Origin of the sequence: Echinicola pacifica DSM 19836, assembly GCF_000373245.1 — a bacterium.
Lineage (GTDB): Bacteria > Bacteroidota > Bacteroidia > Cytophagales > Cyclobacteriaceae > Echinicola > Echinicola pacifica.
This window is the reverse complement of sequence record NZ_KB890750.1, coordinates 788,376-801,483: the sequence shown is the minus strand read 5'-3', so window position 1 is coordinate 801,483 and position 13,108 is coordinate 788,376. Positions and strand designations below refer to the sequence as shown.

Annotated in this window: 9 protein-coding genes; 4 read left to right on the top strand and 5 right to left on the bottom strand. The window is 46.0% G+C overall.

The window, feature by feature from the left end; all coding sequences use genetic code 11:
- Positions 1–18 precede the first annotated feature (18 nt).
- Both B050_RS0113825 and B050_RS0113820 read left to right on the top strand, forming a co-directional pair.
- Complete coding sequence (locus tag B050_RS0113825; protein ID WP_018474531.1) at positions 19–3,162, top strand: efflux RND transporter permease subunit; 3,144 nt, start codon at positions 19–21, stop codon at positions 3,160–3,162.
- Positions 3,159–4,631 carry a TolC family protein gene (locus B050_RS0113820; RefSeq protein WP_018474530.1) on the top strand — a complete coding sequence of 491 codons (1,473 nt, stop codon included), beginning with the start codon at positions 3,159–3,161 and terminating at the stop codon, positions 4,629–4,631. The genes B050_RS0113825 and B050_RS0113820 overlap by 4 nt, the downstream gene beginning before the upstream one ends.
- A 164-nt stretch (positions 4,632–4,795) precedes the next feature.
- On the opposite strand, the gene sppA is transcribed toward B050_RS0113820, so the two are convergent.
- Positions 4,796–6,553 (bottom strand): signal peptide peptidase SppA, encoded by a 1,758-nt coding sequence (gene sppA / locus B050_RS0113815; RefSeq protein ID WP_018474529.1) that lies wholly within the window; start codon positions 6,551–6,553, stop codon positions 4,796–4,798.
- Between the two features lie 85 nt (positions 6,554–6,638).
- Here sppA and folK point away from each other — a divergent pair, with 85 nt between their 5' ends.
- On the top strand, positions 6,639–7,121 hold the full coding sequence (gene folK, locus B050_RS0113810; protein WP_018474528.1) for a 2-amino-4-hydroxy-6-hydroxymethyldihydropteridine diphosphokinase: 483 nt from the start codon (positions 6,639–6,641) through the stop codon (positions 7,119–7,121).
- 195 nt (positions 7,122–7,316) lie between these two features.
- Positions 7,317–8,708, top strand: a complete 1,392-nt coding sequence (locus B050_RS0113805) for an MATE family efflux transporter (protein WP_018474527.1) — start codon at positions 7,317–7,319, stop codon at positions 8,706–8,708.
- 86 nt (positions 8,709–8,794) lie between these two features.
- Here B050_RS0113805 and B050_RS0113800 read toward each other — a convergent pair whose 3' ends face one another.
- From B050_RS0113800 to fabD, 4 genes are all read right to left on the bottom strand, one after another.
- Positions 8,795–9,130 (bottom strand): HopJ type III effector protein, encoded by a 336-nt coding sequence (locus B050_RS0113800; RefSeq protein WP_018474526.1) that lies wholly within the window; start codon positions 9,128–9,130, stop codon positions 8,795–8,797.
- Positions 9,131–9,454: 324 nt separating this feature from the next.
- A complete protein-coding gene (locus B050_RS0113795; protein WP_018474525.1) occupies positions 9,455–10,282 on the bottom strand; it encodes an alpha/beta fold hydrolase in 828 nt (275 codons plus the stop codon).
- 95 nt (positions 10,283–10,377) lie between these two features.
- On the bottom strand, positions 10,378–11,673 hold the full coding sequence (bioA, locus tag B050_RS0113790) for an adenosylmethionine--8-amino-7-oxononanoate transaminase (protein ID WP_018474524.1): 1,296 nt from the start codon (positions 11,671–11,673) through the stop codon (positions 10,378–10,380).
- Between the two features lie 209 nt (positions 11,674–11,882).
- Positions 11,883–12,758, bottom strand: coding sequence for an ACP S-malonyltransferase (fabD, locus tag B050_RS0113785; RefSeq protein WP_018474523.1), 876 nt, complete (start codon positions 12,756–12,758; stop codon positions 11,883–11,885).
- Positions 12,759–13,108: the final 350 nt, after the last annotated feature.

Genomic DNA, 13,108 nt, shown 5'->3' with positions numbered 1-13,108 from the left:
TTATTTTCTGATTAGACTATGTTCGAATTATTTATAAGACGACCGATTTTGTCAACGGTCATCTCGGTGATCATCACCTTGATGGGGCTGCTGTCCTTGACGTCTCTGCCGGTGACTCAGTTTCCGGAGATCGTACCTCCCTCGGTGACTGTGACAGCTCAGTACACGGGGGCCAATGCTGAAGTATTAGCCAAGGCGGTGGCTACTCCCCTGGAGCGAGCCATCAATGGGGTACCCGGAATGATCTATATGAACTCGGTGAATACCAATGACGGCATTACGGTGATTACCGTGGTATTCAAGGTGGGTACAGACCCTGACCAAGCCGCGGTAAACGTCCAAAACCGTGTCAGCACGGTGGTGGATGAGCTCCCAGAAGAGGTGATCCGTGCAGGGGTGATGACCGAAAAAGAGGTAAATAGTATGCTGCTATACCTGAACCTTATGAGTTCTGACTCCACCCAGGATGAGAAATTTGTATATAATTTCGCAGATATCAATATTCTCCGGGAACTGAAGAGGATCGATGGAGTGGGCTTTGCTGAGATCATGGGCTCGCGGGATTATGCCATGAGGATATGGATGAATCCTGATAGAATGGTGGCTTACGACATTTCTCCCCAAGACATCACCAGCGCTATACGTTCTCAGAATGTGGAAGCGGCACCAGGAAAATCCGGCATCAGCTCGGACAAGGATCCTCAGATGCTCCAATATGTATTGCGATATAGTGGCAAATTTAATTCAGAGGAGGAGTTTGAAAATATTACCATAAAAGCCTTACCAGATGGCTCCTTACTGAAAATCAGAGATGTGGCTGAGGTGGAGTTTGACTCGGAAGATTATAATATGGTTTCTATTACCGATGGGCGACCTTCGGCCTCTATTATGATCAAGCAGCGACCCGGCTCCAACGCGCGGGATGTGATCACGGCTATCAAAGAAAAGATGGCAGAGCTGGAAGCCAGCACCTTCCCTCCAGGCATGTCCTTCAATATTTCGTATGATGTCTCCCGATTCCTGGATGCATCCATCGTGGGGGTGATCAAAACCCTGATCGAAGCATTTCTTCTGGTATCCATCGTTGTATTTATATTTTTGCAGGATTTCCGATCCACGCTGATACCCGCCATTGCGGTGCCGGTATCGCTTATCGGTACCTTTTTCTTCATGGAGTTGTTTGGATTCTCGATCAACTTACTGACTCTTTTTGCTTTGGTATTGGCGATAGGAATTGTGGTGGATAATGCCATTGTGGTGGTGGAAGCGGTCCATGTGAAGATGCATGAGCAAAAGATGAATGCCAAGGATGCGACCATTGCGGCGATGAAGGAAATAGGCGGGGCGATCATAGCGATCACCATGGTGATGTCAGCGGTATTCGTGCCAGTAGGCTTTATGACGGGGCCTGTGGGGATATTTTATCGTCAGTTTTCATTGACTTTGGCGATAGCCATCGTGATTTCTGGCGTGAATGCATTGACCTTGTCCCCCGCCTTATGTAGCATGATGCTGAAGCCCAACCATCAAGAAGAGGGAAAACCAAAAGGCTTCCTTCAGCGGTTTTTTGATGGGTTTAACCGACGCTATGAGCAGCTTTCTGGCAAATATGGAAAGGTGCTTACCTCCATCGTGGGACGTAAAACGGTAACTTTTGGAATTCTGGGCGTGTTTTTTATCGCCACTTTTGGGATAAGCAGTATTTTGCCATCTGGATTTATCCCTACAGAGGACCAGGGGATGATCTATGTGAATGTGACCACTCCTCCGGGCGCTACTGTGGAGCGTACCAAGGTGATTCTTGATGATGTGCAGGCGGCTTTATTGCCACTGGATGAGGTGGAGACCATCTCCACCCTCGCCGGATATTCCCTGCTTACTGAGACTGCCGGTGCCTCCTATGGCATGGGGATGATTAACCTGGTCTCCTGGGGAGATAGGGAGCAGAGTGTCAATGAGCTGATCGTAGAATACCAGGATCGGGTTAGTCATATTACTGGAGCGGAGATTCAGTTTTTCCCGCCTCCAAGTGTGCCTGGTTTTGGTAATGCCAGTGGATTTGAGATGCGACTGTTGGACAAGACTGGTGGGCCTTTGGACATCACCGCTCAGACCACGCAGGATTTTGTAGCTGCGCTAAATGAGAAGCCGGAGCTAGCAGGGGTTTTTACAAACTTTGACCCCAATTTCCCTCAATATATCCTTCATGTAGATCATGACAAAGCCGCTCAGCTGGGCGTATCCGTGGATGATGCCATGGCCACCTTGCAGAGCTTTATCGGGAGTTTTTATGCGTCCAACTTTATTCGATTTGGTCAGATGTATAAGGTGATGATTCAGGCCGCCCCCGAGTACAGGACCAACCCCGAATCACTGCTGAAGATGTATGCCAAAAGCTCCAGAGGAGATATGGTGCCTTATTCCAACTTCGTGACTTTGGAGCGGGTGTATGGCCCTGAGCAGCTTACCCGCTATAATATGTTTACCTCAGCGATGATCAATGGGGAAGCCGCGGCTGGTTTTAGTAGCGGTGACGCGGTCAAGGCCGTGGAAGCCACCGCTCTGGAGACACTTCCTAGAGGCTACGATATTGACTGGTCGGGGATCACCCGTGAGCAGATAGAATCTGGAAACCAGGCGCTATATATTTTTGCGATTTGTTTGGTCTTTGTTTATCTGCTTCTAGCTGCGCAATATGAAAGTTACCTATTGCCTCTGCCAGTGATACTTTCCCTTCCGGCGGGGATTTTCGGGGCCTTTCTTCTGCTGAAGTTGACAGGCTTGGAGAATAATATCTATGCGCAGGTTTCCCTGGTCATGCTGATAGGCCTGCTGGGCAAAAATGCCATTTTGATTATTGAGATAGCTATCCAAAATCGAGATCGCGGTATTGGCATTTTGCAGTCAGCGATCAATGGGGGAGTGGAAAGACTTCGACCGATCCTGATGACCTCTTTTGCATTTATCTGTGGCCTTATCCCATTGACGATCGCCAGTGGGGCTGGGGCCATCGGTAACCGGACCATTGGGACGGCTGCCGCCGGGGGAATGCTGATCGGGACCCTGGTGGGGATCTTCCTAATCCCAGGATTGTATGTGGTGTTCGAGTCCTTGTCCACACATTTTAAAAACAAATCTAAAGCAGCAACTGACGAATCATGAAAAGACAATATATCATCGGTAGCGCCCTGATCCTTTCTATGGCCTGGGGATGTAAATCCGGAGAAATAGTAGAAGACCAATCCTTGGATATCCCGCTTGATTATCATTATGCGGAGGATTCATCAGGAACCATGGCGGAGGAGAATTGGAATCTTTTCTTTGAGGATGAGAAGTTGAAGCGATTGATCTCCACAGCACTGCAGTCCAATCAGGACGTGCTGAAGACTATGGAAAGGATTCAGATCGCTACTATCCAAATGACGCAAGGAAAGAAAGCTTGGCTTCCTACTGTCAATGGAATGCTGGGCGCCAGCCAGAAGAAATTTGGCGATTATACCATGGATGGAGTGGGAAATTATGATACTAATTTCTCAGAAAATCTTACAGAAGATCAGCATATCCCTGACCCCTACCGAAATTTCGCTATTGGAGCGGATTTTTCTTGGGAATTAGATTTATGGGGCAAATTCAAGCAGAAAAAGAAGGCGGCTGTTGCTCGATGGTTAGGCTCTCAGCAGGCTGCCAACCTCGTCAAAACTCAGCTGATCTCAAAGGTCGCCAAGCTGTACTATAAGATGGTGGGGCTGGATGAGGAAATTATTATCCTTAGCAAGAATATAGCGCATCAGGAAATGGCCTATCAGCTCTCCAAAGACCTGAAGGATTCTGGCAAAGAAACTCAGTTGGCAGTGGATCAATTCGAGGCTCAGCTGTTAAATTCCAAGTCCCTATTGATACAAAGGGAGCGGGAGCTGAGGTCAGCAGAAATTGCCTTGATGAGCTTGCTTGGAACCTATGAGGAAGGGCTACAGCGCACCACCCTTTCTCAGGTGGACTTCGTACCAGAGATCATCCACCTTGGGGTGCCGGCCAATCTCCTTCAGAGAAGACCCGACATCCAGCAGGCTGAGATGGAGCTGCAAGCAACTAAAGCAGATGCCATGTCCGCCAGAGCGGCTTTCTTTCCAAGTATTAGGCTATTCGGCTCGGCAGGATTTAATGCCTTTGAGTTTAGCAAATTGTTTTTGAGCCCAGCCTCCACCTTCTATGAAGCAGGAGCGGGATTGATGGCGCCACTATTCAATAAAGGGCAAATCAGGGCTTCCTTTGAGCAGGCGAAAGCCTCCCAGAGAATAGCCTTCCTCGATTATGAGCAAACGGCCTTGAATGCTTACCTGGAGGTACTGGATATGGTAAATCGGTACTCCTCTCTGGATAGTCAGCTTCGTCTGAAAACTGACGAGGTATTGGTGCTAAGGAGGTCCATCTCTAATGCCAACACCATGTTTTCGGTGGGCTATGCCAACTATCTTGATGTAATCAATTCTCAAAATAGAGCGTTGGAGGCCGAGTTGGATTATGTAGGCCTTAAGACTCAGAAGCTGCAAAGCCTCGTGGATCTATATAAAGCGCTAGGAGGATCAATGAGTGAACCTGTACTGGAAGAACCTGCTGAGGGAGCTTCCTGATCATAGATCCTATAGGTCTCCAACAAAACAAGCCTCCTCAATTATCCTTGAGGAGGCTTGTTTATTTAATTCTATTAAGAATACTTATTATTAAGTCGAATGATGTCTATCGATTTATAAACCAGAAAAATTTTCCGAAGATATAATCGAAAGGTGATGATCTATTATTTTACGGTAATATCATAAGGCACTCGAGCCATTACTCCTTGCATTTTCTTCACCTTTTCGATCTGCTGATACAGCTGATAGGTGTCACCGAATCGATAGCGCACATAGCGAGCTTCAATATCTGCACCGAACTCACTCATGATTTGTTCAAGGATGTTCTTTTGTTTTGGCAGATAGAGTACCCGATAGTTGTCGGTGAGTCCAGCTTTGGCAGCGGCTATTTCTATCGCATCATCCAAGCCTCCCAGTACATCGACTAAGCCATTTTCCTTAGCTTGGATGCCACTCCATACTCTTCCTGAGGCCACTTCCAATACGGCCTCCTTGCTCATCCCTCTGCCATCAGCCACTCGCTGAATAAAGGTATCATAGCCATCTTCAATTTGATTTTGAATAATGCTTTTTTCCAGCTCAGTAAGTTCACGGGTAGGGTTCATAAAGTCCGAAAACTCACCCGTCTTAGCGACATCGGTGGTGATGCCGAGTTTATTGTTTAATAGATCTTTGGCATTAAACCACATCCCAAAAATACCGATGGAACCGGTGATGGTATTTGGCTGCGCCACAATGGTGTCCGCTGGGGCAGAGATATAATATCCACCAGAAGCAGCCACTGAAGACATAGAGGCGATTACAGGCTTTACCTTACGGGCCTCATTCACTTCTCTCCAGATCACTTCAGAAGCCAACACTGAGCCTCCCGGGGAATTCACACGGAGCACGATCGCTTTGATGTCCTCGTCTAAGCGGGCCTCCTTGATTTCTTTGGCAAATACCTCCGAACTTATAGTGCCTTCCATTTCAGCACTTTGGATTTCTCCTTCTGCCACGATGACTGCGATTCGATCGCCAGCGCTAATGTTTTTGGTCTTTGCTGTTTTATTGATATTAGTGATATTGATCACCGGAATTTCGTCATTTTCCTCTAAGCCTAACTTCTCCCGAAGCAGATCCTTCACCTGATCATCATACCATATGCCATCCACGAGTTTATGGCTTAGGGCATCCTCAGGTTTCCTGACCAGCATCTGATCATTGACCTCCTTAAGTGTTGCAGCATCCAGAGACCGGCTTTCAGCGATTCCCTGTATCATGTAATCATTAAGGTCATTTAAGAATATCTCCGTCTGACGACGATTGGCATCGCTCATCTTATCAAGGATAAAGGGCTCCACGGCACTCTTATATTCTCCCACACGGAAGATAACCGGCTTTATTTCTAATTTCTCAAATAGACCTTTGAAGAATAATACTTCCGAGCTCAGTCCATTAAACTCCAATCCGCCAAGTGGATTGAGGTAAACCTCATCGGCCTCGGAAGCAAGGAAGTACCCGCCTTCGGAGAATAATTCCCCATAGGCAATAATAAATTTTCCTGATTCCTTAAAATCCCGAAGCTCCTGACGGATTTCCGTCAATGCCGCAGGGCTGGCCATGACCATTCCGGCCTCCAAATATATTCCCTTAATATTTTCATTTTCTTTAGCAGTGCGGATAGCCTTTTTGATATTGGAGATTCCCATCTGATACTGCGAGGCCAAGGGGCCAAAGGAGGAAAGATCCAGCTGATCTTCGGCCGTCCTCTCCACGAGCACCACATTGTCTAATTTCAGGTGCAAAAGCGAATTTTCTTTTACACTTACCGTATCTTCTGAGGCAGAGAGAGTGATGAGCCCAGCGAATAATATTATTCCAATAAAGGAAAATACCATCAATCCAACTATTACCGCCAGCACGTTGCCTAAAAATTTCATATTTATTCTGTTTGATTTTCTTGGCTCGAAAATACAGCTTTTTTCTTATTTCTTTTAGCTTTGCAATCTAAAATACCACAATTCCATGGAGCAGGTTACCTTTTTAATCGGTGGCAATTTGGGAGATAGATTTTCCGCTATCTCTGAAGCAAAGGCACTTTTGTTGGAGAAATTCACTTTGGATAAGCAGTCCTCAATATATGAAACTGCCGCTTGGGGAGGTGTGGCCCAGCAGGGCTTTCTAAATCAGGCCCTATGCATGTGGACTCCCCTGAATCCTATGGATACGCTTGCTTTCGCTCAGCAGGTGGAAACTCAGCTGGGCCGACAAAGGGATATCAAATGGGGGGATAGAACCATGGATATAGATATTATATTCTTTGGAAAGCAGCTGATCCAGGAGCCAGATCTGGTTGTCCCTCATCCATATATGAGGGAGCGGAAGTTTGTCCTCGCGCCTTTGGCGGAAATAATGCCTGATTTTATTCATCCACTCTATAAGAAGTCTATCCAGGATCTCTTGGAGGAATGTAAGGACCTGGGCAAAGTGGAGAAATGGAGGGAATGAGCCTTTTGGTTTTAAGGATTTATACCTTATGAACTAAAAAATTATCTTTTAGGATAGTGTATTTTTATTCAAAAATAATCAATTTTGTCCCATCATGAAGTCATAATCAAGCGATCGGTTTACTATTTAGTCCATATTAGGTAGCACTATACCTGATTTTCAAGTGGACATTTTCCAACTGCATTTTTATTTATTATGACATTTCAAAAAATAATCCAACACTTCAAAGCTGCGCTCACGGGTCAGGACCTTGACTTTACGGTGGGGAGTATCCGCAAGGCTATATTTTATCTATCGATTCCTATGATTTTGGAGATGTTGATGGAATCGCTGTTTGCGGTGGTCGATATTTTCTTTGTGGGGAAGCTGGGCGTACAGGCTGTCGCCACGGTGGGGCTTACGGAGTCTGTACTGACCATCGTGTATTCGGTGGCCATCGGCTTGAGTATGGCCGCCACGGCAGTGGTGGCACGTAGAATCGGCGAAAAGAAGCGGGTGGAGGCTTCTGAAGCGGCCTTTCAAGCAATAGGCATCTGCACCATCTTAGCTTTGGTGGTAGGTGCCCTGGGTTTTTGGTTTGCCAGAGACCTGCTGATGCTTATGGGTGGCGAGCCTGAGCTGGTGGATAGCGGATTTCGATATACACAGGTGATTTTTGGCGGGAATATTAGTGTAATGCTGCTTTTCTTGATCAATGGTGTCTTCCGTGGCGCTGGCAATGCTGTGATCGCCATGCGCACCCTCTGGCTGGCCAATGGGATTAATATTGTATTGGATCCACTATTGATTTTTGGTTTAGGCTTCATCCCTGCCATGGGCTTGGAAGGTGCCGCCTGGGCCACCACCATCGGCAGGTCAGTTGGCGTTATCTATCAGCTATCCGTGCTTTTTGGTGGCAAATCCATAATCAAGTACCAGGCAAGTCACTTACAGTGGAAGTGGCCTATGGTCCGGAATATATTGAAAATAGCCATGGGTGGGATGGGCCAGTTCCTGATAGAATCGGCCAGTTGGATCGTGCTGATGCGCATAGTGTCCAGCTCAGGAAGTATAGCCTTGGCGGGCTTTACCATCGCCATTCGATTGATAATATTTGCATTATTGCCTGCAATGGGCTTTTCTAATGCTTCCGCCACTTTGGTTGGTCAAAACCTTGGGGCAGGATTTGCCGATAGAGCGGAGCAGTCGGCATGGAAATCAGCTCATTTTACCGCTATATTTCTCGGAAGCATAGGTCTGCTATTCTTTATTTTTGGACCCTATATTATTGCTTTGTTTAATGATAATGCAGAAGTGGTAGCGGTGGGATCCACAGGCTTGGGCATTATATGTTTGGGGTATGTGTTTTTTGCCTATGGCATGGTGATGAGCCAATCCCTAAATGGCGCGGGAGATACCCGTACTCCAACTTTGATTAATATTGGGGTCTTGTGGATGTTTCAGCTGCCCCTGGCTTATTTCCTTAGTCAGTATTGGGGGCTTGGTGCTAAGGGCGTCTTTATAGCCATTGCAGTGGGGCACTCGGTCCATGCGCTGGTAAGTGCTTATATCTTTAATAAGGGGAAATGGAAGACCTTAAAGATCTAATAAACCCACCGGCCTGATTCTTTTTAGGGTCAGGCCGGTGGTAGAAAATCTAGCTTCCTGAAGCTATTAATATTCCTAAACCAGGATTACTTGGCCCTTAAGGCCTGGCCTTCAAAGGCAATACCTTGCCAGCCGCTATCCATAAAATTTCGAATGTTCTGATGATCAGTTCCCTCGGGATTTCCTAATACATCATTCCTGTATATATCCCCAAATAATTGCAGCGTCTGCTCTTTACTGAGTTCTAATTGCTGCCCCAAACTGAATATCTTGCACGATCCGTTATTTTTTCCCGCTTCATTTACCGTGTTTCCATTGGTGAATTGGCAGGGCTCAAAATGATAATTCGCATCAATATAGCTGATCGTTTCCTGGAAGCTTATTTGCTCTGGGCTGGATTTTACTTTCTCTAAAAAGGTCATGAATTCGTTGTTTTGCCACAAATTTATAAAATGAACATAGAAAATCCCTCCGTTTAGCTGCAAAATCTATACAGAAATAGAAGTATTGGACCATTCAACTTTGGAGACCTCATGGATTTTATTCTTTGCTTGCAGCAAGGTCAGTGATATCCATTAATAATATTTCTCCTATCCTAATACTATGAATAGGTATTACCTGGATTTTAGGAGCTGGGATGGCAGTTTACCTATCATGGCAATTAGTTAGATCAGGTTTGATTAGAGTTGAAAATGACTAAAAAGTAAATTCCCCCTTTGATAGTTTGCTCTCAAAGGGGGAATTATTTATTTCAAAAATTCGATCAATAATTTATCCAAATCCTCTCTATGAGTGAGGTTTAGCCCATGTGGTGCGCCTTTAAGGATATGATATTCACGATTGGCGATACCTTCTGCGGCCTGGTCTCCAGAGGTTTTTATAGGTACAATATTATCGGCATCCCCATGGACGATTAGGGTGGGGACGGTGACATTTTTAAGTTCCTGACGGAAGTCTGTGCCCGCCCAGGCCTCAGCAGCTTTGATGGTGGCGATAGGGGAGGCGTGGGAAGCGATGGAGAAATCATAGTCCAAATTGGCTTCTGATAGTCGATCTTTATTCTCCTCAAAATTATAGAAGTTCTTATGAAAATCTTTCAAAAAGCCGACTCTATTGGTTTTTAAGGCCTCCATAATCTCCTCTAAACCCTCTGCAGGTACGCCATGGGGATTGTCGGATTTCTGAGCGACTAGAGGAATGATGGAAGCAATAAGTGCTGCTTTAGCGATGCGATCGGGGCCATAATTGGTAAGATAGCGGACCACTTCGCCGCCCCCCATGCTGAATCCCACAATGGAAACTTCCTGAAGGTCGAGCTGGAGAATGATTTCTCGTAAGTCACTTGCAAGTGAGGAATAGTCGTAGCCCTCGAGAGGCTGAGAGGATAAGCCAAAGCCTCTGCGATCATAGGCGATTACCCGATGGCCAGCCTCCAGGAGGCTTTGAATCTGGCCTTCCCAAGCTTGATGACTCAATGGCCAGCCATGGACCAAAATAACTGGCTTTCCAGTTCCGTAATCCTGATAAAATAAATCTACCGGCTGCTTGCCGGATTTATTCGTTAAAAATGGCATGGTAGATGTTTTTGGTGTACAAAATAGTTATACCCTACTAACGGACAGCTACCGATATTGTTAAGTGAAATGTGCAGTTTTTTCTTTACTTTTTGCTATTTATTGGATTTACAATAAGCACGTATTCCCTCCACCATGGCGGAGGTAACCTGATGAAGTTCCTGCTCAGTGATTACAAATGGCGGCATGGTATAGATAAGTTTCCCAAAGGGCCTAAGCCATAATCCACGACTACTTAATTCCTGCTGAATGGAAAGCATGTCCACCGCTTCATGCATTTCCACAACCCCTATAGCGCCCAGTACTCGTACATCGGCAACTTGGCCCAGACTGCTCAGTGGATTCAGTTTTTCGCTAAGTTGCTTTGCAATCTGCTCAATCCGCGAGCTCCAATCGGAGGCGAGCAGAAGGTCTATACTTGCCAAAGCCGTGGCGCAGGCCAGCGGATTTCCCATAAAAGTGGGACCATGCATAAATACCCCCGGGGATCCAGAAGAAATGGTCCTGGCCACCTCGCTGGAGCAAAATGTCGCCGCAAAGGATAAATAACCCCCTGTAAGTGCCTTCCCAACGCACATGATGTCTGGGCTGATCTGCGCATGCTCGCAGGCAAATAGCTTTCCTGTTCTTCCAAAACCCGTGGCTATCTCATCCGCTATCAGCAGTATATCATATTTCCTGCATAAGGCATGTACGGCTTTTAAATATTCTGGATGATAAAACCGCATTCCTCCCGCACCCTGCACAATGGGCTCCAGGATAAATGCTGCTATCTCACGATGATTATCGGATAATACCGCTTCGATTTTGCGAACCTCCTCCTGATCAAATGGCCCTGAAAATTTCGACTGAGGAGCCTCCAGAAACAGCTGTGGGGATAAGCGATTATTGAAAATACTATGCATGCCAGTCACGGGATCACAGACGGACATATCATGCCAGGTGTCTCCATGATAGCCATTACGCACAGTAATGAAGCGGTTTTTGGTAGGTTTTCCAGCAGCATACCAGTATTGCAGCGCCATCTTTAAAGCTACTTCCACCGCCACAGAGCCCGAATCGCTATAGAAAACATGATCCAAGCCCTTAGGGATAATGGACAGGAGCTTCTTCGTCAGGGCTGCTGCAGGGGCATGAGTGATACCGCCAAACATCACATGAGCCATCTTCTGAAGCTGTTCGTTGATGGCATCGTTGAGCTCGGGGACATTATATCCATGAATGGTGGACCACCAGCTGGACATTCCATCGATCAAGTTCCGCCCATCTTCCAGCTCCAGAAACACCCCTTTTGCACTCTTCACCACCAGATTGTCGGTGTCCCTCGTGGCAGAAGTATAAGGGTGCCAGATATGATTATGATCTATGGAAAGGATTTCTCGCTCCGTCATATGAGTTTTGCGTTTTTTGGCAGCCAGGTACTGGTGATTAGGCTGCGCTAAAGGCAGATTATAGCCTTGGTTTGCTATTTTATATCTCAGTCCATTCAGCCTGTGACTTTAAAGTGCCGCATGAATGGACTGAGTAAAAGAAAAATTGCTTTCCCGAACTGCAGGGTCGGAAAAGCAATTGATGCATTTCTATAGAAAGAATATGATGTTTAAAGGCCTGAAACTTCGGCTTCGCGATGAATTTTCTTCACTAAGCCTTGCAGTACTTTTCCTGGGCCGCATTCAACAAATTCTGTTGCTCCGTCGGCCACCATGTTTTGGACAGACTGGGTCCATTTTACGGGAGCAGTAAGTTGAGCGATAAGGTTTTTCTTGATGGTTTCCACCTCGGTTTCACCCTTGGTGCTTACATTTTGGTATACAGGGCAAGAGGGCGTCTTGAAGCTGGTGGCGGCAATGGCTTTTTCTAGTTTCTCGCGAGCAGGCTCCATCAATGGGGAGTGAAATGCTCCGCCCACAGGAAGGGGCAGGGCTCTCTTTGCACCTGCTTCTTTGGCTATTTCACAGGCGATTTCGATTCCCTTATTGGAGCCAGAAATCACCAGTTGACCAGGGCAATTATAATTTGCCGCAACCACCGTTTCTTCCTCTATGGAGGCACAAAGCTCCTCTACTTTGGCATCTTCCAGCCCCAGGATCGCCGCCATAGTGGAAGGATTGATTTCACAAGCTTCCTGCATTGCAAGTGCGCGCTGATAAACCAGGTTTAGCCCATCTTCAAAGGATAGCGCATCTACTGCCACCAAGGCAGATAGCTCACCCAAAGAATGTCCCGCAGCCATATCTGGCTTAAAATCGGGAGTGGTCTTAGCCAAAATTACGGAATGTAAAAATACGGCTGGTTGAGTGACATTGGTTTGCTTAAGCTCATCAGCGGTTCCATTAAACATGATTTCACTGATATTAAAACCTAAAATCTCATTTGCTTGCTCAAATAATCTCTTAGCTTCTTCATTACTTTCGTATAGGTCTTTACCCATTCCTGGGAATTGGGCGCCCTGACCAGGGAATACATATGCTTTCATACTATAAGGTCTTTTTGTGTGAAAATCAGATTAATAAACTATCACTATTTCTGCTGCTGATTTATACCAATTCTTTGAATGGCATAGTGTTGATTATCAGTGAAATAATAATTTAAATAATGTCCTATTAATGCTACCTTTAGCCTTGCCATTCTCAAAAGATACCCAAAACCCTAAAGCTTCGGAAAGCCCTGATTAGACTTTTATGGATACTAAATTAAATACCGGAAAAGGTTAGGCTTCTTTAATTTGGATAGCAAATATACCAAAAAAACGACGCATCAAAACCCCTATGGCCAAATGGAATAATAGGATGAGAGGGCTTCCTATTGCTAGTGAGAATTATCCTG

What these genes read in the sequence shown, in the direction of transcription:
- B050_RS0113825 (WP_018474531.1), top strand. Translation starts at nt 19, where the DNA reads ATGTTCGAATTATTTATAAGACGACCGATTTTGTCAACGGTCATCTCG.
- bioA (WP_018474524.1), bottom strand. Translation starts at nt 11,673, where the DNA reads ATGACGGAGCGAGAAATCCTTTCCATAGATCATAATCATATCTGGCAC.
- B050_RS0113820 (WP_018474530.1), top strand. Translation starts at nt 3,159, where the DNA reads ATGAAAAGACAATATATCATCGGTAGCGCCCTGATCCTTTCTATGGCC.
- fabD (WP_018474523.1), bottom strand. Translation starts at nt 12,758, where the DNA reads ATGAAAGCATATGTATTCCCTGGTCAGGGCGCCCAATTCCCAGGAATG.
- B050_RS0113795 (WP_018474525.1), bottom strand. Translation starts at nt 10,282, where the DNA reads ATGCCATTTTTAACGAATAAATCCGGCAAGCAGCCGGTAGATTTATTT.
- folK (WP_018474528.1), top strand. Translation starts at nt 6,639, where the DNA reads ATGGAGCAGGTTACCTTTTTAATCGGTGGCAATTTGGGAGATAGATTT.
- sppA (WP_018474529.1), bottom strand. Translation starts at nt 6,553, where the DNA reads ATGAAATTTTTAGGCAACGTGCTGGCGGTAATAGTTGGATTGATGGTA.
- B050_RS0113800 (WP_018474526.1), bottom strand. Translation starts at nt 9,130, where the DNA reads ATGACCTTTTTAGAGAAAGTAAAATCCAGCCCAGAGCAAATAAGCTTC.
- B050_RS0113805 (WP_018474527.1), top strand. Translation starts at nt 7,317, where the DNA reads ATGACATTTCAAAAAATAATCCAACACTTCAAAGCTGCGCTCACGGGT.